This is a genomic window from Quatrionicoccus australiensis (assembly GCF_020510525.1).
In the GTDB taxonomy this organism is placed as follows: Bacteria; Pseudomonadota; Gammaproteobacteria; order Burkholderiales; family Rhodocyclaceae; genus Azonexus; species Azonexus australiensis_B.
The window spans coordinates 1,290,171-1,315,319 of record NZ_CP075188.1 but is presented as its reverse complement, the minus strand read 5'-3'; the positions used below and the strand labels follow the sequence as shown (position 1 = coordinate 1,315,319).

Below are 25,149 nucleotides of genomic sequence, written 5' to 3'. Positions count from 1 at the left end.
AATTATAACGGCCCCGGTCCGCCGACAGCCACTAAAGAGAAATAAGAAAAATAACAGCCGACACAAGATAAGACGCCTTCCGGGATAAGCGTTTGGCTATAATCAACGGTCAAAGACAAATTCCGCCCATATACCAGGCTCCATGCTCAATCTGATCGCCCACATCGTCAAACTTTCGTCGTGCCGCGATCGCACCGAGATCAATGCCGCCATGGTCGATGCGCTGACCGAGCTGTTTCATCCGCAGTCGGTCACCATTTACCGCTGCTATCCGGGTAAGAAAAAAGCCACCGTTTTTGCCTGCGCCGGCTATGGCCCGGACGGACGTTTTGTCCATAACGCCTACCTGCCGGACCATCGTTTCTGTCAGCCGATCGACCGCGATCCACTGCTCAACCGTTGCCGCAAGGAGGCGTCGGCCGTTCTCGACATGCTGGAGGATGGTTCGCACCGGATCGTCTTCCCGGTCAACCGTCTGGATCAGCCGATTTACATGATCGATCTGGCGCTGTCGGAAGAGTTTTCGGCCGACCAGCGTGTCTCGCTGATGGGACTGATCGAGTACTTCGGCAACCACATCGCCCTGCTCGACTACGGCGAAGCCGACACGCTGACCGGACTGGCCAGCCGCAAAACCTTTGACAAGCATTTGTTCGAACTGCTCGGCAAATCAGCAGCCGACGAACACTTGCGCACCAACACGCTGCAGGCGCCGCTGCGCCGACGCGGTGAGTCGACACTGAGCAGCCACTGGCTGGCGGTCTGCGACATCGATCACTTCAAGCAGGTCAACGACAATTTCGGCCACCTGATCGGCGACGAAGTGCTGATCATGCTGGCGCAAGTCATGCAGAACTCCTTCCGCTTCGACGACCAGTTGTTCCGCTTTGGTGGCGAAGAGTTCATCGCCCTCCTCCAGCCGACCGACCAGGCATCAGCCATGGCCACGCTGGAACGCTTTCGCAAGGATGTCGAAAAGCAGGTCTTCAGCCGGATCGGGCATGTCACAGTGAGCATCGGCTTCAGCCGGCTGCTGCCCAACGACACGCCGACCGATGCCATCGACCGCGCCGACGAAGCGCTCTATTACGCCAAGGAGCACGGCCGCAACCGCGTTGACTGCTACGAGATGCTGGTTGCGCAAGGCGAACTCAAGCTGCGCGCACCGGCCAGTGGCGAAGTCGAACTGTTCTGAGCCGCCCCGCCGGAAAACCGGCCAAAACAAGACGTTGACCGCTACAGCCGCTTACTTCGCCGGGCCGGCAAAATAAGGCAACAAGGCCTTGGCCGCCTCGATTCTATGGCTGGCGCTGACCGTTGCATCATTCATCACCGCCAGCAGGAAACCGGCCGGATCCGTGAAATTGCTGCCGACACCGAGAAGATCGGCAGACTGTCGCAGTACCGAGCTGGCATCGCTCTCGCCGCAAGCAAGGGCAGGCATCGGACTCGCCGCTGCGACAGGTGCCAGCAGCAATTCGACAGCCCGTGCGAAATCTTCCGCCTTGATGCTTTTGAGCGCTGCCAGCATGTCCGCCTGGCGCTCCATGTTGGGCGCCATGTCCAGCCCGGACTCCTCGACAAACATGCTGCCCATGCTCGGGTCGATGAAGGCTGACCATTTTCCGCTCGCCCGCTGCAGCGCCGGCACCAGCGTCACACCGACGGCGCTGTCATCGCCGGGAAAAAATTCAATGTGCGCAACGGGAATCTCAGCCAGGTATCTGCGCCGCAAAGCCTCGAGAAATGACCTTGCCGACCCGACCGAAATCGGTGCAGCCAAGGAAAACCATAGGTGGAAACCGCTCTCGGCGGAAACCGAAATCGCCGGCCGCGGCAGGTCGAGTTCGTCCTGCACCGCCTGATACAGTTGGGCGACGGCCTCCCAGTCACGCGCTTTCCTGAAATTCAGCCGCATCAACCGGACTTGGCCCTCAGCGACGGGTTGCCGGAGTTCGATGGCGAATTCGCCATCCAGGCTGCGGGCCAGCGCATCGGCGATGGCGGCACCGGACCGTGAATCATCACCCGCATCGTTCTGCCAGTGTTGATCGGGAAGAAAATAGAGCCGCTGGAGTTCGGCAATCAGTTTGCGCATGCATCACCCAAAGAAAACACTGAAATAAAAAAGGCGCGAATCGGTGATTCACGCCTTGCCGGCAGGCTGCGGCCTGAGCCTGGGCAATCAGCCCAGCGTTGCCAGTTTCGCTTTCGGCCCCGGCGGATTCTTGCTGAAATACTGGCGCACACCGCGCACGATGGCCTCGGCCAGCTTGTCCTGATAGGCATCGTCGTTCAGGCGACGCTCTTCTTCCGGATTGGAAATGAAGGCCGTCTCGATCAGTGCCGAGGGAATGTCCGGCGCCTTGAGCACGGCAAAACTCGCCTGCTCGACATTGTTCTTGTGCAACGTATTCACCGAGCCCAGTTCGCCCAACAGGTACTTGCCCAGTTTCAGGCTGTCGGCGATGGTCGCCGTCTGCGACAGGTCGAGCAGGGTACGGGCAAGGAACAGATCCTTGGCCCCCAGATTGACGCCGCCGACCAGATCCGCCTCGTTCTCGCGCTGCGCGAGCAGGCGCGCCTGCGTGCTTGAGGCGCCGCGCTCGGAAAGCACGAAGACCGAGGAACCACGCGCATCCGGCTTGATCCAGGCATCGGCGTGGATCGACAGGAAGAGGTCAGACTGGACGCGGCGCGCCTTCTGCACGCGCATGCCCAAAGGCACAAAGAAATCGGAATCGCGCGTCAGCACGGCCCGCATGTTGGGTTCGGCATCGATGCGCGCCTTGAGGCGCTTGGCGACCTGCAAGGTAACGTTCTTTTCGTAGGAGCCGCCCTGCCCGATCGCCCCCGGATCTTCGCCGCCATGGCCGGGATCGAGCATGACCGTGACCAGACGGTCGACCACCGGTTTACCCGATTTTTTGCTGGTGTGAACCTCCGGCGCTTCCGGCAGCTTCTCGGCCTTTTTCAGCGGCGCATCTTCCGGCTCTTTCTTGCCGATCTGGAAATCCTGTTCGAGGCGCGGCGGCTCGACCGCATCCTTGCGCCCTTCAAGCAGCGCCATCAGCGGGTCGGGCGGATTGACCGGATAGACGTCGAGAACCAGCCGGTGGCCGTATTCGCCGGCCGGCTTGAGTTCGAAAACCTGCGGTGTGACCTTGGTCTTGAGCTCCATGACCAGGCGCACGACGCCGGGCTTGAAACGTCCGGCACGCAGCAGCTTGATGTAGGGATCGTCGGTCGCGACCTTGCGCGCCAGACTGTCGAGCACACTGTTGAATTCGACACCTTCGATATCGACGACCAGACGGTCCGGATTCTCGACGGTGAATTGCGTGTATTTGAGCGGCGCGTCGCATTCGAGCGTGACGCGCGTGTAATCGGGTGCCGGCCAGATGCGCACGGCAAGCACCGAGGGCGCCTTGATGGCGGCCCCGGCCAGTGGTGAAACAGAGAGGATCAGCGAGGCGCCGGCATAGCGGAGTAGCTGCCGTCGGTCCAGGCTGACTTTAGCCCTCTTATGCATTGCGTCCCTTCCGGTGTATCTGCCACGGCTTCGAGGACACGCCCGAGACCTGCATGATGAAGGCGCAACCGCAGGTCTGGCGACGGTACGCAGCCTGCAGCGCGTTCCGGCCATTCGACAAGGCAGAGCGCATGCTCGTTAAAGTATTCAGAAAAGCCCGCATCGAGGAACTCCTCCGGTGACTCGAACCGATAAAAATCAAAGTGATATAAGTATAAGCTCGAAATTACGTAAACTTCAACCAGAGAATAGGTCGGACTTTTGACCGGCCCGGCGTAACCGAGCGCCCGAATCAGGGCCCGCACCAGCGTCGTTTTACCCGCCCCGAGGTCGCCTTCGAGGAAGACGACGCGCCCGCCGGCGAGCAGCGGCGCCAGGCAGGCACCGAGGCGCTGCGTTGCGGCCTCGTCGGGCAATTCATAAACGGCGGTAACATCGGGGCTATGCACGATCAGGACTCCACTGTGGATTACGCGGCGCTGAAGGAAGACATCCGTCAGGCCGGAGAAAAACTGGGCTTTGCCGCCATCGGCGTGGCGCGCGCCGAAGTGGGCGCTGCCGCCGGGCATCTGCGCGACTGGCTGGCCGCCGGCTGCCATGGCGGGATGGATTATATGGCCCGGCACGCCGAATTGCGCGCCCAGCCCGCCTTGCTGCAACCCGGTACGATCACGGTGATTTCCGCAGCGGTCGACTACCTGCCACATGCAAAAATCGCCGACCAGCCCGGCCAGGCGGCGATTTCCCGCTACGCCCAAGGGCGCGACTATCACAAGGTGGTGCGCAGCCGGCTGCAGAAACTGGCCGATGCAATCAGCGTCCGGATCGGCCCCTTCGGCTACCGCGCCTTTTCCGATTCGGCACCGGTCATGGAAGTCGAATTCGCCAGCCAGGCCGGCCTCGGCTGGCGCGGCAAGCACACGCTGCTGCTCTCGCAACAGGGCTCCTGGCGCTTTCTCGGCGAAATCTACACCGACCTGCCGCTGCCGCCCGATGCGCCCATCGCCGAACACTGCGGCAGCTGCACGGCCTGCCTGAGCGCCTGCCCGACCGGCGCCATCATCGCGCCTTACCGGGTCGATGCGCGACGCTGCATTTCCTACCTGACCATCGAACTGGACGGCGCCATTCCCGAGGAATTCCGCCCGCTGATCGGCAACCGCATCTACGGCTGCGACGACTGTCAGCTGTGCTGCCCGTGGAACCGTTTTGCGCAACCGGGGGATGGCGAATTTGCGCCGCGCCACGGCCTGGACACGGCGCAACTGACCGAGCTGTTTGCCTGGAGCGAGCAGCAATTCAACGATCGCCTTGCTGGCAACCCGATCCGGCGCATCGGGCATGAACGCTGGTTGCGCAATATCGCCATCGGACTGGGCAATGGCGAAGCGACGCCAGCCACGCTGGCCGCACTGAATAGCCGGGCCGACCATCCTTCGCCGCTCGTGCGCGAGCATGTCGCGTGGGCGCTGGCCCGCCTGGGCGAGCGCACTGCCTGAGTTTCCGCGTGCCGCTTGCCGGCCAAACTATAACAATGGCATGATGCGCCGCACCCGCAACCCGTTTGCCTTTCCACCAACTGATCCGACCATGAAAAAACCCGCCATTCTCGCCCTGGGCGCCGCCCTCGTCGCCATCGCCTACCCGGCCAGCGCCTGGTTTCTCGGAACGCGCGTCGAAGCCAGGCTCGACGAACAGTATCGCTCCTTCGACCAGCAGCCTTACGTCAAACTGGTCAGCCGCGACTTCCAGCGCGGCATTTTTTCCTCGACGGAAATTGCCACCATCGAACTGGTCGGCATAGACGAACTGACCACCCTGGCCCAGACAGGCGATAGCGCCAACGGTGGAGAAACCCCGCCCGCCGAACCAATCAGGATCACGCTGCGCACCGAGTTCACGCATGGCCCGTTCCCCGGCTTCTCGACGCTGGCCGCCGCTGTCGCCGACAGCGAACTGGTACTTACTGCCGAACAACAGCAACAAGCTACGGCACTGTTCGGCGAGCAGAAGCCGCTGCAGATCCATAGTGAATTCCGTCTCCTGGGCGGCGGCATCAGCACGGCAAGCAGTCCGGCCATTGCCTTCGACCTGCCGAAAACAGAAGAAGGCAAAACGAGCCGGGCAAGCTGGGGCGGCATCCGGATGGTGGTCGATTTCAGCAGCCACATGCAGCGCTACACGCTGCAAGCCGACGCGCCCAGCCTGGAGATCAGGAATGAGCAGGGCGGCCTCGTCCAGATGAACGGACTGCATCTGGAAGCCGACCAGCAGCGCCTGTTTGACGACGAGCCCCGTTTTTATGTCGGCAACAGCAAGATGACGCTGGCGCAGTTGAGCTTCAACGAAGGCAAAGATGCCGAAGGCGTCGAAAAGCCGGCCTTCCTGCTCAAGCAACTGACCTACGATGCGGCGCTGCCGGTCAATGGCGAGTTCATCGACCTGATCGGCCAGATCGGCGTCGAGGTGGCACAAGTCGGCGCGCAGAACTACGGCCCGGCTCACTACGATTTTTCGCTGCGCCACCTGCATGCGCGCACGCTGGCCAACCTGCATCGCGCCCTGCTGCAGTGGTATGCCGACCCGAGCCGCCGCACCACCCGGGAGCCGGCTGCCATGCTGCAGAGCATGGCACCGCTGCGCGATCCGGCGCTGGCGCTGCTCAAATTCAGCCCGGAAATCCGTGTCGACCGGATCAGCTTCCAGAGCCCGCAAGGCGAAGCCAAAATCTCGGCAAGCGCCAAGCTGGGCGAACTGAAACCGGAAGAACTGGCCAATCCTTTCATGCTGCTCGGCAAACTCGAGGCCAGCGCGGATATTGCCCTGCCGGCCAGCCTGCTCGGCGAATCCGCCCAGACACCGCAGATCGCCGGGCTGATCGAGCAAGGTTATGTACAGCAGGACGGCAGCATGCTGCGCAGCAAGATCGGTTTCAGCAAGGGCCAGCTCAGCGTCAATGGCGTGCCGTTCAACCCGCAGGCGGTCACCCCGGCCCAATAAGGAAAAAAGCCCCGCCAAAAACGGGCGGGGCTTTGTTTCAACCGGTGCTGACCGGCCGCGCCGGGTCGGCACACCATTCGCTCCACGAACCGGCATAGAGCCGGGAGCCGGTCAGTCCGGCAATCTCCATGGCCAGCATGTTGTGGCAGGCAGAAACCCCGGAACCACACTGATGCACGACCTGCTCCGGCGTCGTGCCGGCGAGTACGGCCAGCCACTCGGCACGCAGTTCGGCGGCCGGCTTGTAACGGCCATCGGCCTGCAAATTGTCGCGAAAAAAGCGGTTGACCGCGCCGGGGATGTGACCGCCGACCGGATCCATTGTCTCGTTCTCGCCACGAAAACGATCCGGCGCCCGTGCATCGACCAGATGCATGCGCGAGGTCTGCATGAAGGCGCGCACGTAGTCGGCATCGACGCAGGATTCGCACATCGTGACCGAAAAAGTGGTGGGCGAGCGGCGCGGCATTTCCGGCGTTAACGGGCCGTTGACCGCCTGCCAGGCTTGCAGGCCGCCGTCGAGCAAGGCGACCCGGTCATGTCCGAGCCAGCGCAACAGCCACCACAGGCGACCGGCGATCATGCCCTGCGCATCGTCGTACACCACGACCTGCGTTTGCGGCCCGATACCGATCGCGCCAAAACACTGCGCCAGTTTTTCCGGCGCCGGCAGCGGGTGACGGCCATTGGCGCCATTCATCGGCCCCGAGAGGTCGCGGTCGCAGTGCAGGAAGACCGCTCCAGGGATATGCCCGGCCGCATAGGCGCGCTCGCCATAGCCGGTATCAGCCAGCTGGTGGCGCACATCGACCACCAGCCAGGCCGGATCATCGAGATGCGCCGCCAGCGTCGCGACGTCGACCAGGGTCGTGTAATTCATGCTGAAGCGAGCCAGCCTTGCGCTTCTTCGGCGTTGTCGAACACTTCGACGTCGGCATTGACGAAGGTCTGCGACAACCAGGCGCTCCACGTCACCCACTGGCTGTCGGTGACCACGGCAACACGCTTGAAATCGTTGGCATGGGCGCGCGAGAACTTGATCTCCTCCCAGGCGACGTCGATGGTCAGATCGGCCATCTGGCTCAGATCGAAACAGAGATCGACCGGACCTTCGAACTTGACCTTGTAATTGACGACTTCCTCGAATTCCTTGTAATCGGCCAGCGTGAATTCGCCAAAGACGGAAACATTGACGCGGCTGGGTTGGTGGTCGATGACGATCATGGTTTGACTCCGTTGTTGTTTGCTTCGAGTTTAACGCCGTTTAATCCTGTTCCACCGGCGCGACGCGGGAAAAGTGCGTTGCCGCAATGCCGGACAGGATGATCAGGCCGATGGCAAACCACGCCTCGCCATCGAGCACTTCACCCCAGAACAAGGCGCCGAACAGGCTGGAAAAAATCACCGTACTGTAAGCCAGCGCTGCCGACATCAGCGTTTTGCCGCGCGTGTAGGCGCGGGTCATGGCGAGCTGGGCCACTGTCGCAAAACAGGCGACGCCGAGCAAAAGCAGGCCGCTGTGCAGGTCGACCGCATGGAGTTCGCTGAACAACAACCAGCCTCCGCCACAGACCGAGGAAACCAGGGAAAAGTAAAACACCGTACGCGCCTCCGGCTCACCACGCTCGCCCAGTTCGCGCACACTGAAATAAGCCATGCCGGCCAGCACGCCGGAACCGAGACCAACCAGTCCGCCAACCAGTTGTTCGGCACCCAGCGTCGGCCGCAACAGCAAGGCGACGCCGAGCAGGCCGACCAGCAGCGCCCCGAGAATGCCGGCGCGCAGGCGCATGCCGGCCAGCGCCAGGTAGATGGCGAGGAAGATCGCCGAGGTGTAGTTGAGCGTCACCGCCGTCGCCAGCGGCAACAGCGTGATTGCATAAAAATAGGCGAACAGCGCGACGAAGCCGACCACGCCGCGACTGATTTGCCAGCGCCAGTGCGGTGTCGCCAATGGCACGCCACGCAGGCGCACCAGGCAAAACATCAGGATCAGCGAGATGAAGCTGCGGTAAAAGGTGATTTCGACCGCCGAGTGCGTTTGCGCAGCATATTTGACGCACACCCCCATGCAAGCGAAAAGCAGGCTGGCGACGACCATCCAGAGTGATTGCATGAAGCGGCTCAAAAATAAAAAAGGCGCCGGATTTTACCCCGACGCCCCTTGCCTTGCATGCACCGATCAGCGCGTCTCGATGGCTGACTGCATGATCCGGCGGTAGAACTCGTGGAAGTGCTGCATGCCGTCTTCCATCGGGCTCTGGTAAGGACCAACTTCGTTGCGGCCTTCGGCGAGCAGCGCCTTGCGGCCGCGATCCATGCGCTCGCCGATATCGTCGTCCTCGATCGCGGTTTCCATGTAGGCGGCACGTTCGGCTTCGATGAAGTCGCGCTCGAAATCGACAATTTCCTCGGGGTAGTAGAACTCGACGACATTCATCGTCTTGTTCGGCCCCTGCGGAATCAGCGTCGACACGACCAGCACGTGCGGATACCACTCGACCATGATATTCGGATAATAGGTCAGCCACACGGCACCCTGCGGCGGCGTCTGGCCGCGATCACCGTAGTACTCGCGCACCACCTTCTGCCAGCGGTTGTAGGCGGTAGAGGAAGAATCCTTCATCAGCGAGGTGATGCCGACCTTCTGCACCGAATACCATTCGCCGAACTGCCAGCTAAGGTCGTCGCAGGTGACGAAATTGCCCAGGCCCGGGTGGTAAGGCACAACGTGGTAATCCTCAAGATAAACCTCGATGAAGGTCTTCCAGTTGTAGTTGCACTCGTGCATCTCGACGTGGTCGAGCTTGTAGCCGGAAAAATCGAACTCGCCGGCAACATTCATCCCGCCCAGGTCGGCATTGGCCGAACGCGGTCCCTTGAAGAGCAGGCCGTTCCAGTTTTCCAGCTTCGCCTTGTTCAGGTTGAGACAGGGGTTCTGCGGAAAATGCGGCGCGCCAATCAGTTGACCGGCGGTATCGTAGGTCCAGCGATGGATCGGACAGACGACATTGCCCTGCAGCTTGCCTGAGCCCTGCAGCATGATCGCCTGACGATGCCGGCAGACGTTGGACATCTGCCAGATACCCGCGTGTTCGCCCGACTGGCCGCCGTTGAGCAGCATCTGGCCGTGGTCCTTCCACTCCAGCGAACGATAATCGCCCGCTTCCGGCACCATCAGCTGGTGGCCGACATATCCCGGACCGGCATCGAAGATGAGCTTTTTCTCCAGCTCATGAATTTTTTCATCGAAATACCAGTCCACCGGCAGTTGGGAAACTGCGGGGACCAAACGGGACAAGCTCGCCACGTCGGACATTCCACGCCTCCAGCGGGTTAAAAAAGCGGGATTTTACCCTGCCCGCAATTTGACCAGAAGCCCCCGGATGGAGTATTTTCGCGTGTTTCCTCGAAACCCGTTGACATGGATCAATCCCCCATCGCCGACATGAAATTCGAAACCGCCATGGGCGAGCTCGAAAACATCGTCTCCAGCATGGAAAGCGGCAAACTCGAACTCGAAGCCTCCATCGCCGCCTATCGTCGCGGCATGGAACTGATGCAACACTGCCAGGCCCAGCTGAGTGCTGCCGAGACGCAGATTCGTGTTCTCGAAAATGGCCAGTTCAAGGACGTTGACCGTACAAGCCTGGAGGCTGAGTGAGCGCTACCCCGTTTGCCGAATGGATGGCCGCTACCCAGGCCCGCACCGAAACCGCACTCGCCCGGCACCTGCCCGGCCCTGACTGCATCCCCGCCCGCCTGCACGAAGCCATGCGCTACGCGACGCTGGGTGGCGGCAAGCGCGTCCGCCCGCTGCTGGCCTTCGCCGCCGGCGAACTGACCGGCGCCAGCGCCGAGCAACTCGACTATGCTGCCTGCGCCGTCGAACTGATCCACGCCTATTCGCTGGTGCACGACGACCTGCCGTGCATGGACGACGACGTGCTGCGCCGCGGTCGACCGACCTGCCACGTCGAATTTGACGAACCGACAGCCCTGCTCGTTGGCGACAGTCTGCAGACGCTCGCCTTCGAACTGCTTGCCAGCCAGCCCGATGCCAACCCGGCCCGCCAGCTCGAAATGATCAGCCTGCTTACCCACGCCAGCGGCTCGCGCGGCATGGCCGGCGGCCAAGCGATCGACCTCGCCTCGGTCGGCAAGGCGCTCGACCAGCCCGAACTCGAACTGATGCACGCCCTCAAGACCGGCGCCCTGATCCGCGCCGCCGTGCTGCTCGGCGCCCTCGCCGGCCAGCCGCTGTCGGCCGACGAGCGCAGCAATCTCGACCGTTTCGCCAAGCGCGCCGGCCTGCTCTTCCAGGTGGTCGATGACATCCTCGACTGCACGGCCAGCACCGCCACGCTCGGCAAGACGGCCGGCAAGGACGAAGCCGCCGACAAGCCGACCTACGTCAGCCTGCTCGGTCTCGACGGCGCCCGCCGCTACGCCGACGAACTGCGCGCCGATGCACTCGCCGCCCTTGCCATTTTCGGCGACCGCGCCAGCCGCCTGACCGAGCTGGCCGACTTCATCTGCCACCGGCAATTCTGAGATGAGCTATCCCCTGCTCGAAAGCATCAACAGCCCAGCCGACCTGCGCGGTCTGGAACGCAAGCAACTGCCGCAACTCGCCAGCGAGCTGCGCGACTTCCTGATCGACTCCGTCGCCAGGACCGGTGGTCACCTGTCGTCCAATCTCGGCACCGTCGAACTGACGATTGCCCTGCACGCCGTATTCAATACACCGGATGACCGCCTGGTCTGGGACGTCGGCCACCAGTGCTACGCCCACAAGATCCTGACCGGACGCCGCGAAGGCATGAGCCGCTTGCGCATGCACGGTGGCATCTCCGGCTTCCCGAAGCGTTGCGAGAGCCCTTACGACACCTTTGGCGTCGGCCATTCCTCGACCTCGATCTCGGCCGCCCTGGGCATGGCGCAAGCGGCCAAGCTCAAAGGCGAAAACCGCAAGGCGGTGGCCATCATCGGTGACGGCGCGATGACCGCCGGCATGGTTTTTGAGGCGATGAACAATGCCGGTGTCGGCGATACCGACATGCTGGTCATCCTCAACGACAACGAGATGTCGATCTCGCCGCCGGTCGGCGCGCTCAACAACATCCTGACCCGCCTGATGTCGGGCAAGACCTTCAACGTCGCCCGCTCGGCCGGCCGTCACATGCTCGGCTTTGCGCCACCGCTGCTCGAACTGGCGCGCCGCGCCGAGGAGCACGTCAAGGGCATGATCGCGCCGGGTACGCTGTTTGAGGAGTTCGGCTTCCATTATTACGGTCCGATCGACGGCCACGACCTCGACGCCCTGATCCCGACGCTGGAAAACCTGCGCGACCTGAAGGGCCCGAAATTCCTGCACGTCATCACCAAGAAGGGCCAGGGCTACAAGCTGGCCGAAGCCGATCCCATCCTCTATCACGGTGTCGCCAAATTCGCGCCGGATGAAGGCATCAAATCCGGCAAGGGCGGCGGCAAGCTGACCTATACCCAGGTTTTCGGAGACTGGCTATGCGACATGGCCAAGGCCGATGCGCGCCTGATCGGCATCACGCCGGCAATGAGCGAAGGTTCCGGCATGGTCCGCTTTGCCCGCGAACACGCCGACCGCTATTTCGACGTCGGCATCGCCGAGCAACATGCCGTGACCTTTGCCGCCGGGCTGGCCTGCGAAGGCCTGAAACCGGTCGTCGCCATCTACTCGACCTTTCTGCAGCGCGCCTACGATCAACTGATCCACGACGTCGCCCTGCAGAATTTACCGGTTGTTTTCGCCGTCGACCGCGGCGGCCTGGTGGGCGCCGATGGCCCGACCCACCACGGCACCTTCGACCTCTCCTTCGTCACCTGCATTCCCAACATGGTAGTCATGGCCCCGGCCGACGAAGCCGAATGCCGCAAGATGCTGTCCACCGCCTACGGACTCGATTGCCCGAGCATGGTGCGCTACCCGCGCGGCGGCGGCAGCGGCAAGATCCCGGAAACCAATCTTGACAGCCTGCCCGTCGGCAAGGGCGAAATCCGTCGCCAGGGCAAGGACATCGCACTGCTCGCCTTCGGCAGCCTGGTCACCGCCGCCGAGGCCGCCGGCAATGAACTCGACGCAACCGTAGCCAACATGCGCTTCATCAAGCCGCTTGATGTCGAACTGATTGTTGCACTGGCCGGGAACCATTCCCTGCTGGTCACTATCGAAGAGAACGCCATCATCGGCGGCGCCGGTTCGGAAATCGAACGGGTGCTGGCGGAAAACGGACTGACGGTGCCGGTATTGCGCCTCGGCCTGCCCGACCGCTTCATCGACCACGGCGAACAAGGCCAGTTGCTGGCCGAACTCGGCCTCGACAAGGATGGCATCGTGCGCGCCGTACGTGCGGCTTCCCCCGCAACAACCCACAATAATTGATTGAAGAACAGCCCATGAGCACCCCGAACAGCACCATCCCCGACGTCCAGAACTCTGCCGACACTCGCCAGATCGCCATCAACAAGGTCGGCATCAAGTCGATCCGGCATCCGGTCAAGGTCCAGGACAAATCCGTCGGCGTCCAGCACACCATCGCCGTGTTCAACATGTACGTCGGCCTGCCCCACAATTTCAAGGGCACCCATATGTCGCGCTTCGTCGAGATCCTGAACAGCCACGAGCGCGAGATCTCGGTCGAGAACTTCCCGGCCATGCTCAGCGACATGGTCGTCAAGCTCGAAGCCGAAACCGGCCACATCGAGATGAACTTCCCGTTCTTCATCAACAAGACGGCCCCGGTTTCCGGCGTGCAGAGCCTGATGGATTACGACGTGACCTTCATCGGCGACATCTGTCACGGCAAAGTCACCACCTCGGTCAAGGTCGTCGTCCCGGTGACCAGCCTGTGCCCCTGCTCGAAGAAAATCTCCGAGTACGGCGCCCACAACCAGCGCTCGCACGTCACGGTGACGGCCAGAACGAACGATTTCGTCTGGATCGAGGAGCTTGCCCAACTGGTCGAGCAGGAAGCCTCCTGCGAGCTTTACGGCCTGCTCAAGCGCCCCGACGAGAAGTACGTCACCGAACGCGCCTACAACAACCCGAAATTCGTCGAAGACATGGTGCGCGACGTTGCCGCCCGCCTCAACGCCGAAGGCCGCATCGACGCCTACGTGGTCGAATCGGAAAACTTCGAGTCCATTCACAATCACTCAGCCTACGCGCTGATTGAAAAGGACAAGACGGCAGCCTGAACGGCTTCCTCACCGGTCAACGCCCCGCCAGGGGCAAAAACCGGAAAATAAAAAAGGGCGCCGAAGCGCCCTTTTTTGTGGTCTTGATCTGCGTATTAAGCAGCGGCGACCGGCTTTTCCTTGCGGACCAGCTTTTCCTTGATACGAGCCGACTTGCCCGAACGCTCGCGCAGGTAGTACAGCTTGGCGCGACGCACATCACCACGGCGCTTGACTTCGATCGAAGCAACCAGCGGGGAATAGGACTGGAAAGTACGCTCGACGCCTTCACCGGAAGAAATCTTGCGAACGGTGAAAGCAGAGTTCAGACCGCGGTTACGCTTGGCGATGACAACGCCTTCGTAAGCCTGCAGACGCTCGCGGTTACCTTCCTTGACCTTCACTTGCACGACAACGGTGTCGCCCGGTGCGAAGTCGGGAATGGTCTTGCCAAGACGGGCAATTTCTTCTTTTTCCAGCTGTTCAATCAGGTTCATGTGAGATCCTCTAATTTATAAACACTTACTCACCGCATTGCTCCTCTCCGGAAATCTCCGTGAGTAGTTGCGTTTCTTCCGCGCTCAACACGCGGTGCGCCAGCAAATCCGGCCGGCGCTTCCGGGTCCGGGCCAGCGACTGTTTAAGCCGCCAGCGTCGAATTCTTTTGTGGTCGCCGGACATCAAGGCCTCCGGCACCGCTGCGCCCTCATAAACCTCGGGCCGCGTGTAGTGCGGACAATCCAGCAAACCACCGACAAACGAATCTTCCACCGCCGAAGCGGCATCGCCCAATACGCCCGGCAACTGGCGGACGACGGCATCAATCAGCACCATCGCCGGCAACTCGCCGCCGGACAGGACAAAATCCCCGATCGAAATTTCTTCATCGACACAGCGCTCGATCAGACGCTCGTCAATTCCTTCATAACGCCCGCAAAGAAGAATCAAACCTTCCTCGCCAGTCGCCAGCTGCATCACCCGTTCATGAGTGAGCGGCGCCCCCTGCGGCGAGAGGTAGATGACCCGGCTGTTCGCCAGCCCCGCCTCACGCTGCTGCGCCTTGGCAGCATTGATCGCCTTTTCCAGCGGCGCCGCCTGCATCAGCATGCCAGGCCCACCACCGAAAGGACGATCATCCACCCGCCGCCAGGCATTTTCGGCGAAATCACGCGGATTCCAGCCTTGCCAGGCCCAGCGCTGCTCTTCCAGCGCCCGACGGGTAATGCCACTTTCCGTTACTGCCGCGAACATCTCCGGGAAGAGGGTAATGCAGTCAAAGCGGATCACCCCTTGCTGCCCCTGCGACTCACCAGTCGCTCCCCCACTCCACGCGGATCAGTCGCGCTTCCTTGTCCACCGTCAGCACGACTGCCGCCACAAACGGCAGCAGGCGTTCGACTTCGTCATCACCAACGACGCGCAAGACATCGTGCGCCCCCGTCTCAAGCAGCCCGACCACCTTGCCGAGCCGCTCTTCGGCGGTATTTATGACATCCAGACCGATCAGATCGGCCCAGTAAAACTCATCTTCATCAGTCTCGGGCAACGCATCGCGCGGCGCCCCGACCAATACACCCTTCATGGCTTCGGCTGCGGTCCGGTCGTCAATGCCCTCAAGCAGCACCACGACACCATTACCGTGAACTTTCAGGCCTTTCAGCCCGCATTCACGCCACGTCTCGCCGTCCTTGCTGACCCACCAAACGGGAATTTCACCCCAGTCCAGCGGGTCATCGCCAAAAGGATGCAGCTTCAGCCAGCCACGAATTCCATAGGGGTCGGCAAGCCGCCCCAGAATAACAATATCGTTGCCGGTCAAAGCGAAAACTGCTTAGGCGGCTTGCTGAGCAGCGTGCTGCTTGACCAGACGGGCAACCGTCGGGGAGAGCTGGGCGCCGTTCTCTTGCCAGTAAGCCAGGCGATCGGTAGCGATGCGCAGGCCTTCAGCATTGCCGGAGGCAACCGGGTTGTAGAAGCCGATGCGCTCGACAAAGCGGCCATCGCGACGATTGCGCGAATCGGTAACAACCATGTTGTAGAAAGGACGCTTCTTGGCGCCACCACGTGCAAGACGAATAACAACCATGTGATTCTTTCGTAAGCTGGAAAAAAGACCCGAGATTATATCTCTTTACCAAGGAAAAACAAGCCACTTAGCCAATCTAAAAACGATGGGCACACGATGCCACCCGGAGGGCGGAACAGACCTTTGGTCGCCACACAGATGGTCAGAATGTAAATTTCTGTATATTCTCGCCCGAAATGAGCGCCGATCTGGAGAACCATCCCGCAACTTCAGCCGAAGCCAATATCAAGAGCATTCTTGAGTGGCTGGCCTTGACGCACGACCAGCAGGAAGGCGAAAACCTCGATCCGCTCTACCGGCAACTTCTGTTGCTGCGGGAAACCCCCATCCCAACGGCCCAGCGCATCAAGCTCCTCGACCTGCTGTACGGACAAGCTGAAAAGCTGGTCGAAGCGGAACGCCCCAGCCTTTATGAAGTTGCCCTGCCGATTTCACGCAAACTGCGCCAGCGCATCCGGCTGACCCTGAAGCTGCTGGAAACCCTGACCCAGGATTACTTCAACACACTGGCCGAACTCTTCGACCCCTTGGGCGGCTCCCCATCCCGCACGCCGCAGACAACACTGCGCCGCGTCATGTACTGCATCAGCTGGCAAATCCGGATCAACCACCTGGTTGCCTCACCAACCGGAATCGGCTTGTGGCAACAGCTCCATTCCGCATTCCGCACCGCGCGCCGCCTGGGGGTTGCCGAACTCCCCGGCCCGCGCGACAGCCAGTCAATACTGCAGATCTACACCAGCGCCCTGCTTGCGGCAATCGCCCAGCCCGCCTCGTTCAATTCTCGCGAACTCGAATTCATCAGCCAGTACATCGAACAGAACAACCACAATCTCAACCTGTTTGATAACCCGCCGGACAGCACCGGCATTTTCTGGGTGGACCTGGAAAAGGACCTCCCCGCCCACGCACTGATCAGACGGATTCCCGCCGCGGAAACACGGATACTGTATTTCTCCTGCGAAGAAATCGCCAACAAGGCACGCGAAGACCTCTCCCTGCTCAAACAGGGCGTCAAGGCAGCCGCACTCGGCCTGGGCGCTTTTGCCGAAACCAGCTCAGGGCAAGGCACCCTGCGCCGCCTCAACCTGCTCTGGGGACAACCGGCAAAACGCCGCTTTCCTCGGCGTCGCCAGTCTTATCGTGTGCAATTGTGTGTCGGCCTGAACAATCTATGGCGCCTGTTCAAGGCCCCGCACGAGGAAAACAACAACCTCAGCGAATGGATGGTGATCAACGAAAGCCCGGACGGCTATGCCTTGATGCACATGGCCGGGCAGACCCATCGCCTGCGGGTTGGCGATGTTGTCGCCCTGCAACCAACCGGCGAACGCAGCGAAAGCGTGCCCTTGTGGCACATCTGCATCGTGCGCTGGGCTCTTTCCGAGAATCCGGAGCACATTGAACTGGGTTTGCAACTCCTCGCCTCCCAGGCCATTGCCGCCAAAATAACACTCCCCGATTCGCGTGACCCGCGAAGCATCTCAGCCCTTGTCCTGCCGGAGAAACTGACGCCCCCCCGCGCACAATCACTGATCATGCCAAGCGGCGTCCTCAAGGATGAAAGTCACCGGATCATCGTTCTGGTGGAGAAACACAACCTCGAAATCCGCGAGGTACGCGCCACCCACCTCGATGAACAAACCGGCCTGATCGAAATATTCAGCGTTGCGCCGGACGGGACAGACTAGCCGCGATCAGGCCGCCAAACAGCACCACCGCCCAGGACAGGTGCAGCCAGATCAGAAACACCGGAAATGCGGCAAAGGCACCGTAGATGCTTTTCAGCATTGCCGAACTGACCAGATAGAGTTCAAACACCTTCTGCATCGCAGCAAAGGCCAGCGTGGCAAAAAGCCCGGCCAGCAAGGCTGCCCGCCGTGGCACATTGGCATTGGGGACGGCGTAATAAACGAAGGAAAAAAACAAGCCGAGCAAGGCGATTGAAACCCCCTTCAGCAGAAAGCGGCGAATCCAGACCGGCTCATCGAACAAACCGAGCGAGGTCGTTACGGCAAACGACATGGCTGCCGCCACCGCCCCCAGCAGGAACGGCCAGACCGCCATCGCCAGCGCGTAAAGACGCAAGCGCGCCAGGAGCGGCCGCGGCCCGACCTGCCACAAATGATTCAGCGCACGCTCAATGGTATTCATCAGCAAAAACGCCGTGATGCTGAGAAAGGCAATGCCGGCTACGGTCAACTGCTGCGCCTTGTGCGAAAAGCGGCCAATGCTGCCGGCAATCGTACCGGCCGCCCCTTGCGGCAGCATCGCCCCCTGAATCAGCAAATCCAGGCGACCAAGCAACACATCGAGATAAGGGACCGTATCCGCCACCGAAAGCACCACGGCAACCAGCGGCACCAGCGCCATCAAGGTGGTGAAAGCCAGCGCCGAGCTCGTCTGCATCATGTTTTCATTATGAAAACGCTGAAATATGCTGATGGCGCGAACTGATTTTGGCCGGGTTCGACGATAACGGGAGTGCGTTTGCATGGGGCCGTATAATAGCCGACCATGCAAGACATCCTCGTTCTCTATTACAGCCATCGCGGCTCGGTGCGCGCCCTCGCCGAACGCATTGCGCGCGGCATCGAATCCGTCCCCGGCGCCCAGGCCAGGCTACGCACCGTGCCGCGCGTATCCACCGTCTGCGAAGCCAGTGCTGACGCCATCCCGGACGCCGGTGCGCCCTATGTCGAACTCGCCGATCTTGAAGAATGCGCCGGCCTCGCCCTGGGCAGCCCGGTTCGCTTCGGCAACATGGCCGCACCGATGAAATACTTCTGGGACAGCACCATTGCCGCCTGGCAAAACGGCAGCCTGGCCGGCAAACCGGCCTGCGTGTTCACTTCCAGCGCCAGCCAGCACGGCGGCAACGAAAGCACCCTGCTCAGCATGATGCTGCCCCTGTTGCACCATGGCATGCTCCTCGCCGGCCTGCCCTTCACCGAGCCCGACCTCGCCCACACCAGCACCGGTGGCACGCCTTACGGTGCCAGCCGGGTGGCAGGCAGCGACGGCAACCCGCAACTCTCCGAAACCGAAAGCCGGCTCGCCTTTGCCCAGGGCAAGCGTCTGGCAAATATTGCCCTGAAACTGAGTCGACCGTGAGCAAGCACTACCAACTGACAGCGAGCATCAGCCTCGTCGCCCTGACCTTTCTTTGCCTTCTCTGGGAAGGCTGGCTGGCGCCACTGCGCCCAGGTGGCTCCTGGATGATCCTGAAGGCGGTCTTTTTGCTGATTCCGCTGTTCGGCATCCTGCGCGGCAAGCGCTACACCTACAAATGGCTGTCACTCTTCATCCAGTTTTACCTGATGGAAGGTCTGCTCCGCGCCACCAGCGACCACGGGCTCTCGCAGTGGCTGGCCGCCGGCGAAACCGTTCTCGCCACCATCTTGTTCGTTTCCCTGATCCTCTACATTCGCAGCACGCGCCTCCCGCAAGAAGAAAAGGCCGCCCAGTAACAACGGAGCGGCCTTTTCTGCGGGGCGCAAGCACCTTTAGACGTCGCCCTGCGCCCTCACCTTGTCCAGCGTCGAATGCAGCTTGTTCAGTGCATTCAGGTAGGAACGCGCCGAGGCAATGACGATGTCGGTATCCGCGCCATTGCCATTGACGATGCGCCCGCCTTTGGCAAGCCGTGTCGTCACCTCGCCCTGGGCGTCGGTCCCGGTCGTGATCGCATTCACCGAATAGAGCAGCAATTCGGCGCCGCTACCGGCAATGCTTTCGATCGCCTTGAACGTCGCGTCCACCGGTCCACCGCCGCCAGCCTCGCCTTTTTGCTCGACGCCGCCAACATTGAGGATCACCGAGGCGTGCGGCATCTCGCCGGTTTCCGAACAGACGTGCGAATAGACCAGCTTGTAATGTTCCTGCTCCGGCGTCACCACCTCGTCGGAAACCAGCGCATGCAGATCTTCATCAAAAATTTCGTGCTTGCGATCAGCCAGTTCCTTGAAACGGGCGAAGGCGGCATTCAGCGCTTCGTCGCTATCGAGCTCGATCCCCAGTTCCTGCAGGCGAGTCTTGAAGGCGTTACGCCCGGAATGTTTGCCGAGGACCAGCTTGTTCTGCGACCAGCCGACATCCTGCGCGCGCATGATCTCGTAGGTTTCGCGATGCTTGAGCACGCCATCCTGGTGAATGCCGGATTCGTGCGCAAAGGCATTGGCCCCGACCACCGCCTTGTTGGGCTGCACCGGATAACCGGTGATCTGCGAAACCAGTTTCGAGGCCGGCACGATCTGCGTCGTATCGATCCGGGTTTCGACCGGAAAAACGTCGGCGCGCGTACGCACTGCCATCACCACTTCTTCCAGTGAAGCATTGCCGGCCCGCTCACCGAGGCCGTTGATCGTGCATTCCACCTGGCGCGCCCCGGCCAACACGGCGGCCAGCGAGTTGGCGACACCGAGACCGAGGTCGTTGTGGCAATGCACCGACCAGATCACCTTGTCGGAGTTCGGCACGCGCTCGATCAGCTGGCGAATCGTCTCGGCATACTGCTGCGGAATGTTGTAGCCGACGGTATCCGGCACATTGATCGTCGTCGCACCAGCCTTGATCACCTCATCGAAAATGCGGACCAGGAAATCGATTTCCGAGCGCCCGGCATCTTCGGCCGAGAACTCGACATCGTCGGTGTATTCACGCGCCCAGCCGATCGCCTTGACCGCCTGCTCAACCACCTGATCGGGCGTCATGCGCAGCTTCTTTTCCATGTGGATGGGCGAAGTCGCGATGAAGGTATGGATACGCCCGGACTTGGCCGGCTTGATCGCCTCGCCGGAGCGGCGGATGTCGTTCTCGTTGGCGCGCGCCAGCGAGCAGATGGTCGAATCCTTGATGACCTGGGCAATCGCCTGGATGGAATCGAAATCGCCCGGCGAAGCGGCGGCAAAACCGGCCTCGATCACATCAACCCGCATTTTTTCCAGCTGGCGGGCAACGCGGATCTTTTCTTCCTTGGTCATCGATGCGCCTGGGCTTTGTTCGCCGTCGCGCAAGGTGGTGTCAAAAATTACCAGATGTTGCTTGTTCATGAGTTGCTCCGAGTTGTCACAGCGCCTTGCGCTTGAAAAGACCAAGCGTGGCCAGCACGTAGCCGGACAAACCGTAAAGGACAAAGAACCCGAAAAGGGCGATTTCCGGACTGTAGGCAACCAGCGCAAAACCAAGCGCAATCGCCGCGATCACGAAGAAAGGCACGCTTTTCTTCAGATTAACGTCCTTGAAACTGTAATAACGGATATTGGAAACCATGGTTACGCCGGCCACGATGGTCAGCACGCAGGCCAGCCAGCGCACATCGGCTCCGGAAACACCGGAAACGATCATCACCCAGACCAGGCCAGCCACCAGCGCTGCCGCTGCCGGCGAAGGCAAGCCCTGGAAGAAACGCTTGTCCATGACTTCCAGCGTCGTGTTGAAGCGCGCCAGGCGCAAGGCAGCACCGGCACAGTAGATGAAGGCGGCGATCCAGCCCAGACGCCCCATGTCACGCAAGGCCCACTCATAAATCACCAGCGCCGGCGCCGCACCGAAGCTGACCATGTCGGACAGCGAATCGTACTCGGCGCCAAAGGCTGACTGGGTATGCGTCAGACGCGCCACCCGACCATCGAGGCCATCGAGCACCATGGCGATGAAGATGGCCATCGCAGCCCGCTCGAAATCGCCCTGCATCGCCTGCACGATGGCAAAGAAACCGGCAAACAGCGCCGCCGTGGTGAACAGGTTGGGCAGGACATATATGCCGCGCCGTTTGAGTTCGGGATTAAACAGTGCTTTACGTGGCTTGAGTTCAGTCATTGATCACGACAATTTGGCCGGAAGGGGCTTGAAGGATACACCCTAGCCCACATCAAATTCCAGAAGCGACAAGGGCGGTGCGAGATTCCGCACCGCCCGAGAGCGAAGGTAGGGCAAGGCTGCCCTACCGGGCACAGAACAAACTTAGTTCTTGGTCTGGTCGACCAGCTTGTTCTTCTTGATCCACGGCATCATGTCGCGCAGCGCACCACCGACCGTTTCGATCGGATGCACGGCGTTCAGACGACGACGGGCCGTCATCGAAGGATAGTTGGTCTTGCCTTCGAGGATGAACATCTTGGCGTATTCGCCAGTCTGGATGCGCTTCAGGGCATTGCGCATGGCTTCACGCGACTGCTCGTTGATGACTTCCGGACCGGTCACGTACTCGCCGTATTCGGCGTTGTTCGAGATCGAGTAGTTCATGTTGGCGATGCCGCCTTCGTACATCAGGTCGACGATCAGCTTCAGTTCGTGCAGGCACTCGAAGTAAGCCATTTCCGGAGCGTAGCCGGCTTCGGTCAGGGTTTCGAAACCCATCTTGACCAGCTCGACGGCACCGCCGCACAGAACAGCCTGCTCACCGAACAGGTCGGTTTCGGTTTCTTCGCGGAAGTTGGTCTCGATGACGCCACCCTTGGTGCCGCCATTGGCAGCAGCGTAAGAGAGGGCGATATCCTTGGCCTTGCCGGACTTGTCCTGGTAAATGGCGATCAGGGACGGCACGCCGCCACCCTTGAGGTATTCGGAACGCACCGTGTGACCCGGGCCCTTCGGGGCAACCATGATCACGTCGAGGTCGGCACGCGGCACGACCTGGTTGTAATGCACGTTGAAGCCGTGTGCGAAAGCCAGGGTTGCACCCTTCTTGATGTTCGGCTCGACGTCGTTCTTGTAAACCTCGGGAATGTTTTCGTCCGGCAGCAGGATCATGACCAGATCAGCAGCAGCAACGGCTTCGGCAACTTCGGCAACCTTCAGGCCAGCACCTTCGGCCTTGGACCAGGAAGCACCGCTCTTGCGCAGGCCAACGGTCACGTTCACACCGGAATCACGCAGATTCTGGGCGTGGGCATGGCCTTGCGAACCGTAGCCAACGATGGTGACGTTCTTGCCCTTGATGAGGGAGAGATCAGCGTCCTTGTCGTAATAAACTTTCATGAAATCCTCTTTATTTATAGATAGTCAGACTTTAAGAATACGATCACCGCGACCGATGCCACAGACACCGGTACGAACGGTTTCGAGAATCAGGCCGGCATCGAGCGCGGCGATGAAGGAGTCGAGTTTTGAGCTGGCACCGGTCAACTCGATGACGAAGGTCGATTCCGTGACATCAATGATGCGGCCACGGAAAATATCGGCCATACGCTTCATCTCTTCGCGGTCCTTGCCGGTAGCACGAACCTTGATCAGCATCAGCTCACGTTCGACGTGGGCCGCTTCGGAGAGATCGACCACCTTGACGACATCAACCAGCTTGTTGAGCTGCTTGGTGATCTGTTCGAGTACCTCGTCGGAACCCCAGGTCAGGATGGTCATCCGGGACAGCGAGGGATCTTCCGTCGGTGCCACGGTCAGCGATTCAATATTGTAGCCGCGCGCCGAGAACAGCCCGGCAACACGGGAAAGCGCACCCGATTCGTTTTCGATCAGGATGGAAATGATATGACGCATTTTTCTTTTCCTCCCCCGCTTACAGATCTTCAGCGAGGATCATTTCGGTCAGGCCCTTGCCGGCCGCCACCATCGGGAAGACATTGGCACCCGGATCGATGATGAAGTCCATGAAGACCAGATCATTCTTGTGTTCCGTGAAGGCCTTGCGCAGCGCCGGTTCTACATCTTCCGGCTTCTCGATCTTCATGCCGACGTGACCATAGGCTTCCGCCAGCTTGACGAAATCGGGCAGCGAGGTGACATAGGACTGCGAGTAGCGCTTGGAATAGAACATCTCCTGCCACTGACGGACCATGCCGAGCATGCCGTTGTTCAGGTTGATGATCTTGACCGGCAAGCCGTACTGCTTGCAAGTCGACATTTCCTGGATACACATCTGGATCGAGCCTTCGCCGGTGACGCAGGCGACCTGCGCATCGGGGTTGGCCATCAGGACGCCCATACCGTACGGCAGGCCGACACCCATCGTGCCCAGACCGCCGGAATTGATCCAGCGGCGCGGCTTGTCGAACTTGTAGTACTGCGCGGCAAACATCTGGTGCTGACCGACGTCGGACGTAATGAAGGCATCGCCGCCAGTCACTTCGTAGAGTTTTTCGATGACGAACTGCGGCATGATGTGTTCGCTCTGGCGATAACGCAGCGAATCACGCCCGCGCCATTCGTCGATCTGCTTCCACCACAGGGCGATTTCCGGATCGGTCTTGAAATTGCCGTCCATCAGCTTGAGGATTTCGTCGAGCACGTCCGGCACATTGCCGACAATGGGCACATCGACCTTGACGCGCTTCGAAATCGACGACGGATCGATGTCGATATGGATGACACGACGCTTTTCCCCACCGAAATGCTCCGGATTGCCGATCACGCGATCGTCGAAACGGGCACCGATGGCGAGAATAACGTCGGCGTAGTGCATCGCGTTATTGGCCTCGAAAGTCCCGTGCATGCCCAGCATGCCGACGAACTGACGGTCGGTTGCGGGATAACCGCCGAGACCCATCAGGGTATTGGTAACCGGGAAATTCAGCTTGCGCGCCAGTTCGGTCAGCTTTTCTGCGGCATCGGAAAGAATCACGCCACCACCGGTATAGATGATCGGACGTTTGGCTTCCTGCAACAGCTGAACAGCCTTCTTGATCTGCCCCAGATGCCCCTTGACCACGGGGTTGTAGGAGCGCATCTGGATGCTCTTCGGATAATCGAACTCGCAGAGCTGGGCGGTGATGTCCTTGGGGATATCCACCACCACCGGACCGGGGCGACCGGTCGACGCGATATGGAAGGCCTTTTTGATCGTGACCGCCAGATCCTTGACATCCTTGACCAGGAAATTGTGCTTGACGCAAGGCCGGGTGATACCGACCGTGTCGCACTCCTGGAAGGCATCCTGACCGATATACTGGGTCGGCACCTGGCCGCACAGCACGACCATCGGGATCGAGTCCATATAGGCAGTCGCAATACCGGTCACGGTATTGGTCACGCCCGGACCGGAGGTCACCAGCGCAACGCCGACTTTCTGCGAGGAACGCGAGTAGGCATCGGCCGCGTGAACAGCTGCCTGCTCATGGCGAACCAGAATATGCTTGACCTGCTCTTGCTTGAAAAGGGCATCATAAATGTGCAGTACGGACCCACCCGGGTAACCGAATACACAATCGACCTTTTCTTCCTGCAGGCACCTGATTACAATTTCCGCACCGCTGATCATCATTCTTGAGCCCAAAAAGCTGTTGCCTAAAAGGGCGTAACCTTAATCGACCGCCCTTGTTCGGTCAAGGTTTGCCGACATAACCATATAATACTCAAGGCC

General features: G+C 60.7%; 27 protein-coding genes. 10 read left to right on the top strand and 17 right to left on the bottom strand.

From position 1 onward, the window contains the following. Positions 1 to 142 precede the first annotated feature (142 nt). Positions 143 to 1,195, top strand: coding sequence for a GGDEF domain-containing protein (locus tag KI612_RS06345; protein WP_226442976.1), 1,053 nt, complete (start codon positions 143 to 145; stop codon positions 1,193 to 1,195). 51 nt (positions 1,196 to 1,246) lie between these two features. Here KI612_RS06345 and KI612_RS06340 read toward each other — a convergent pair whose 3' ends face one another. The 3 genes from KI612_RS06340 to tsaE all read right to left on the bottom strand — a co-directional run bounded on the left by KI612_RS06340 (position 1,247) and on the right by tsaE (position 3,981). Next, on the bottom strand, positions 1,247 to 2,098 hold the full coding sequence (locus tag KI612_RS06340) for a hypothetical protein (RefSeq protein ID WP_226442975.1): 852 nt from the start codon (positions 2,096 to 2,098) through the stop codon (positions 1,247 to 1,249). Positions 2,099 to 2,185: 87 nt separating this feature from the next. Beyond that, positions 2,186 to 3,532 (bottom strand): N-acetylmuramoyl-L-alanine amidase, encoded by a 1,347-nt coding sequence (locus KI612_RS06335; RefSeq protein WP_226442974.1) that lies wholly within the window; start codon positions 3,530 to 3,532, stop codon positions 2,186 to 2,188. After that, on the bottom strand, positions 3,466 to 3,981 hold the full coding sequence (gene tsaE / locus KI612_RS06330; RefSeq protein WP_226442973.1) for a tRNA (adenosine(37)-N6)-threonylcarbamoyltransferase complex ATPase subunit type 1 TsaE: 516 nt from the start codon (positions 3,979 to 3,981) through the stop codon (positions 3,466 to 3,468). Before tsaE ends, KI612_RS06335 begins: the two co-directional genes overlap by 67 nt. Here tsaE and queG point away from each other — a divergent pair. Together queG and KI612_RS06320 are read left to right on the top strand one after the other, a co-directional pair. Beyond that, on the top strand, positions 3,976 to 5,031 hold the full coding sequence (gene queG / locus KI612_RS06325) for a tRNA epoxyqueuosine(34) reductase QueG (protein ID WP_226442972.1): 1,056 nt from the start codon (positions 3,976 to 3,978) through the stop codon (positions 5,029 to 5,031). The genes tsaE and queG overlap by 6 nt on opposite strands. A 91-nt stretch (positions 5,032 to 5,122) precedes the next feature. Further along, a complete protein-coding gene (locus KI612_RS06320; protein WP_226442971.1) occupies positions 5,123 to 6,532 on the top strand; it encodes a YdgA family protein in 1,410 nt (469 codons plus the stop codon). A gap of 37 nt (positions 6,533 to 6,569) precedes the next feature. On the opposite strand, the gene KI612_RS06315 is transcribed toward KI612_RS06320, so the two are convergent. The 4 genes from KI612_RS06315 to KI612_RS06300 all read right to left on the bottom strand — a co-directional run bounded on the left by KI612_RS06315 (position 6,570) and on the right by KI612_RS06300 (position 9,851). After that, positions 6,570 to 7,412 (bottom strand): sulfurtransferase, encoded by an 843-nt coding sequence (locus KI612_RS06315; protein WP_226442970.1) that lies wholly within the window; start codon positions 7,410 to 7,412, stop codon positions 6,570 to 6,572. After that, positions 7,409 to 7,756 carry a SpoIIAA family protein gene (locus tag KI612_RS06310; protein ID WP_226442969.1) on the bottom strand — a complete coding sequence of 116 codons (348 nt, stop codon included), beginning with the start codon at positions 7,754 to 7,756 and terminating at the stop codon, positions 7,409 to 7,411. The genes KI612_RS06315 and KI612_RS06310 overlap by 4 nt, the downstream gene beginning before the upstream one ends. A gap of 40 nt (positions 7,757 to 7,796) precedes the next feature. Continuing rightward, positions 7,797 to 8,648, bottom strand: a complete 852-nt coding sequence (locus tag KI612_RS06305) for a DMT family transporter (protein ID WP_226442968.1) — start codon at positions 8,646 to 8,648, stop codon at positions 7,797 to 7,799. A 66-nt stretch (positions 8,649 to 8,714) separates the two neighbouring features. Further along, the gene (locus tag KI612_RS06300) at positions 8,715 to 9,851 is read right to left on the bottom strand and encodes an aromatic ring-hydroxylating oxygenase subunit alpha (RefSeq protein WP_226442967.1); all 1,137 of its coding nucleotides are present in this window, start codon (positions 9,849 to 9,851) and stop codon (positions 8,715 to 8,717) included. A 105-nt stretch (positions 9,852 to 9,956) separates the two neighbouring features. Here KI612_RS06300 and xseB point away from each other — a divergent pair, with 105 nt between their 5' ends. From xseB to folE2, 4 genes are read left to right on the top strand one after another with little or no spacing between them, the layout of a single operon-like run. Further along, positions 9,957 to 10,196: an exodeoxyribonuclease VII small subunit gene (xseB, locus tag KI612_RS06295; protein ID WP_226442966.1), complete on the top strand. Its 240-nt coding sequence runs from the start codon at positions 9,957 to 9,959 to the stop codon at positions 10,194 to 10,196. Beyond that, positions 10,193 to 11,086: a polyprenyl synthetase family protein gene (locus KI612_RS06290; protein ID WP_226442965.1), complete on the top strand. Its 894-nt coding sequence runs from the start codon at positions 10,193 to 10,195 to the stop codon at positions 11,084 to 11,086. Before xseB ends, KI612_RS06290 begins: the two co-directional genes overlap by 4 nt. A gap of 1 nt (position 11,087) precedes the next feature. Next, on the top strand, positions 11,088 to 12,953 hold the full coding sequence (gene dxs / locus KI612_RS06285) for a 1-deoxy-D-xylulose-5-phosphate synthase (protein WP_226442964.1): 1,866 nt from the start codon (positions 11,088 to 11,090) through the stop codon (positions 12,951 to 12,953). A gap of 14 nt (positions 12,954 to 12,967) precedes the next feature. Beyond that, on the top strand, positions 12,968 to 13,768 hold the full coding sequence (gene folE2, locus KI612_RS06280; protein WP_226442963.1) for a GTP cyclohydrolase FolE2: 801 nt from the start codon (positions 12,968 to 12,970) through the stop codon (positions 13,766 to 13,768). Between the two features lie 95 nt (positions 13,769 to 13,863). On the opposite strand, the gene rplS is transcribed toward folE2, so the two are convergent. Genes rplS through rpsP form a run of 4 tightly spaced genes read right to left on the bottom strand, consistent with a single transcriptional unit; the run spans position 13,864 to position 15,833 of the window. Beyond that, positions 13,864 to 14,244, bottom strand: a complete 381-nt coding sequence (gene rplS, locus KI612_RS06275; protein WP_226442962.1) for a 50S ribosomal protein L19 — start codon at positions 14,242 to 14,244, stop codon at positions 13,864 to 13,866. A 25-nt stretch (positions 14,245 to 14,269) separates the two neighbouring features. Then, a complete protein-coding gene (trmD, locus tag KI612_RS06270) occupies positions 14,270 to 15,034 on the bottom strand; it encodes a tRNA (guanosine(37)-N1)-methyltransferase TrmD (protein WP_226442961.1) in 765 nt (254 codons plus the stop codon). A 19-nt stretch (positions 15,035 to 15,053) separates the two neighbouring features. After that, on the bottom strand, positions 15,054 to 15,566 hold the full coding sequence (gene rimM / locus KI612_RS06265) for a ribosome maturation factor RimM (RefSeq protein ID WP_226442960.1): 513 nt from the start codon (positions 15,564 to 15,566) through the stop codon (positions 15,054 to 15,056). A 12-nt stretch (positions 15,567 to 15,578) separates the two neighbouring features. After that, positions 15,579 to 15,833, bottom strand: coding sequence for a 30S ribosomal protein S16 (rpsP, locus tag KI612_RS06260; RefSeq protein ID WP_226442959.1), 255 nt, complete (start codon positions 15,831 to 15,833; stop codon positions 15,579 to 15,581). A 176-nt stretch (positions 15,834 to 16,009) separates the two neighbouring features. Here rpsP and KI612_RS06255 point away from each other — a divergent pair, with 176 nt between their 5' ends. Further along, positions 16,010 to 17,524: a hypothetical protein gene (locus tag KI612_RS06255; protein WP_226442958.1), complete on the top strand. Its 1,515-nt coding sequence runs from the start codon at positions 16,010 to 16,012 to the stop codon at positions 17,522 to 17,524. Here KI612_RS06255 and KI612_RS06250 read toward each other — a convergent pair. After that, positions 17,496 to 18,383 (bottom strand): YihY family inner membrane protein, encoded by an 888-nt coding sequence (locus KI612_RS06250; protein WP_226442957.1) that lies wholly within the window; start codon positions 18,381 to 18,383, stop codon positions 17,496 to 17,498. The two genes, KI612_RS06255 and KI612_RS06250, sit on opposite strands and share 29 nt — an antisense overlap. Here KI612_RS06250 and wrbA point away from each other — a divergent pair. Continuing rightward, on the top strand, positions 18,351 to 18,947 hold the full coding sequence (gene wrbA / locus KI612_RS06245; RefSeq protein WP_226442956.1) for an NAD(P)H:quinone oxidoreductase: 597 nt from the start codon (positions 18,351 to 18,353) through the stop codon (positions 18,945 to 18,947). The two genes, KI612_RS06250 and wrbA, sit on opposite strands and share 33 nt — an antisense overlap. After that, entirely contained in the window at positions 18,944 to 19,303 is a 360-nt protein-coding gene (locus KI612_RS06240; RefSeq protein WP_226442955.1) for a DUF2069 domain-containing protein, read from the top strand. Before wrbA ends, KI612_RS06240 begins: the two co-directional genes overlap by 4 nt. Positions 19,304 to 19,339: 36 nt before the next feature. On the opposite strand, the gene KI612_RS06235 is transcribed toward KI612_RS06240, so the two are convergent. The 5 genes from KI612_RS06235 to ilvB form a co-directional block, all read right to left on the bottom strand. Next, entirely contained in the window at positions 19,340 to 20,884 is a 1,545-nt protein-coding gene (locus tag KI612_RS06235; RefSeq protein ID WP_226442954.1) for a 2-isopropylmalate synthase, read from the bottom strand. A gap of 16 nt (positions 20,885 to 20,900) precedes the next feature. Beyond that, positions 20,901 to 21,653, bottom strand: a complete 753-nt coding sequence (pssA, locus tag KI612_RS06230; RefSeq protein ID WP_226442953.1) for a CDP-diacylglycerol--serine O-phosphatidyltransferase — start codon at positions 21,651 to 21,653, stop codon at positions 20,901 to 20,903. Positions 21,654 to 21,797: 144 nt separating this feature from the next. Continuing rightward, positions 21,798 to 22,814 carry a ketol-acid reductoisomerase gene (ilvC, locus tag KI612_RS06225; protein WP_226442952.1) on the bottom strand — a complete coding sequence of 339 codons (1,017 nt, stop codon included), beginning with the start codon at positions 22,812 to 22,814 and terminating at the stop codon, positions 21,798 to 21,800. A gap of 24 nt (positions 22,815 to 22,838) precedes the next feature. Next, on the bottom strand, positions 22,839 to 23,330 hold the full coding sequence (gene ilvN, locus KI612_RS06220; protein ID WP_226442951.1) for an acetolactate synthase small subunit: 492 nt from the start codon (positions 23,328 to 23,330) through the stop codon (positions 22,839 to 22,841). 19 nt (positions 23,331 to 23,349) lie between these two features. After that, complete coding sequence (ilvB, locus tag KI612_RS06215; RefSeq protein ID WP_226442950.1) at positions 23,350 to 25,050, bottom strand: biosynthetic-type acetolactate synthase large subunit; 1,701 nt, start codon at positions 25,048 to 25,050, stop codon at positions 23,350 to 23,352. Between the last annotated feature and the right edge of the window lie 99 nt (positions 25,051 to 25,149).

Coding starts and splice junctions, on each gene's coding strand:
- KI612_RS06345 (WP_226442976.1), top strand. CDS start 143: ATGCTCAATCTGATCGCCCACATCGTCAAACTTTCGTCGTGCCGCGAT.
- KI612_RS06340 (WP_226442975.1), bottom strand. CDS start 2,098: ATGCGCAAACTGATTGCCGAACTCCAGCGGCTCTATTTTCTTCCCGAT.
- KI612_RS06335 (WP_226442974.1), bottom strand. CDS start 3,532: ATGCATAAGAGGGCTAAAGTCAGCCTGGACCGACGGCAGCTACTCCGC.
- queG (WP_226442972.1), top strand. CDS start 3,976: ATGCACGATCAGGACTCCACTGTGGATTACGCGGCGCTGAAGGAAGAC.
- KI612_RS06320 (WP_226442971.1), top strand. CDS start 5,123: ATGAAAAAACCCGCCATTCTCGCCCTGGGCGCCGCCCTCGTCGCCATC.
- KI612_RS06315 (WP_226442970.1), bottom strand. CDS start 7,412: ATGAATTACACGACCCTGGTCGACGTCGCGACGCTGGCGGCGCATCTC.
- KI612_RS06310 (WP_226442969.1), bottom strand. CDS start 7,756: ATGATCGTCATCGACCACCAACCCAGCCGCGTCAATGTTTCCGTCTTT.
- KI612_RS06305 (WP_226442968.1), bottom strand. CDS start 8,648: ATGCAATCACTCTGGATGGTCGTCGCCAGCCTGCTTTTCGCTTGCATG.
- KI612_RS06300 (WP_226442967.1), bottom strand. CDS start 9,851: ATGTCCGACGTGGCGAGCTTGTCCCGTTTGGTCCCCGCAGTTTCCCAA.
- xseB (WP_226442966.1), top strand. CDS start 9,957: ATGGATCAATCCCCCATCGCCGACATGAAATTCGAAACCGCCATGGGC.
- dxs (WP_226442964.1), top strand. CDS start 11,088: ATGAGCTATCCCCTGCTCGAAAGCATCAACAGCCCAGCCGACCTGCGC.
- folE2 (WP_226442963.1), top strand. CDS start 12,968: ATGAGCACCCCGAACAGCACCATCCCCGACGTCCAGAACTCTGCCGAC.
- rplS (WP_226442962.1), bottom strand. CDS start 14,244: ATGAACCTGATTGAACAGCTGGAAAAAGAAGAAATTGCCCGTCTTGGC.
- rpsP (WP_226442959.1), bottom strand. CDS start 15,833: ATGGTTGTTATTCGTCTTGCACGTGGTGGCGCCAAGAAGCGTCCTTTC.
- KI612_RS06255 (WP_226442958.1), top strand. CDS start 16,010: ATGAGCGCCGATCTGGAGAACCATCCCGCAACTTCAGCCGAAGCCAAT.
- wrbA (WP_226442956.1), top strand. CDS start 18,351: ATGCAAGACATCCTCGTTCTCTATTACAGCCATCGCGGCTCGGTGCGC.
- KI612_RS06250 (WP_226442957.1), bottom strand. CDS start 18,383: ATGGCTGTAATAGAGAACGAGGATGTCTTGCATGGTCGGCTATTATAC.
- KI612_RS06235 (WP_226442954.1), bottom strand. CDS start 20,884: ATGAACAAGCAACATCTGGTAATTTTTGACACCACCTTGCGCGACGGC.
- pssA (WP_226442953.1), bottom strand. CDS start 21,653: ATGACTGAACTCAAGCCACGTAAAGCACTGTTTAATCCCGAACTCAAA.
- ilvC (WP_226442952.1), bottom strand. CDS start 22,814: ATGAAAGTTTATTACGACAAGGACGCTGATCTCTCCCTCATCAAGGGC.
- ilvN (WP_226442951.1), bottom strand. CDS start 23,330: ATGCGTCATATCATTTCCATCCTGATCGAAAACGAATCGGGTGCGCTT.
- ilvB (WP_226442950.1), bottom strand. CDS start 25,050: ATGATGATCAGCGGTGCGGAAATTGTAATCAGGTGCCTGCAGGAAGAA.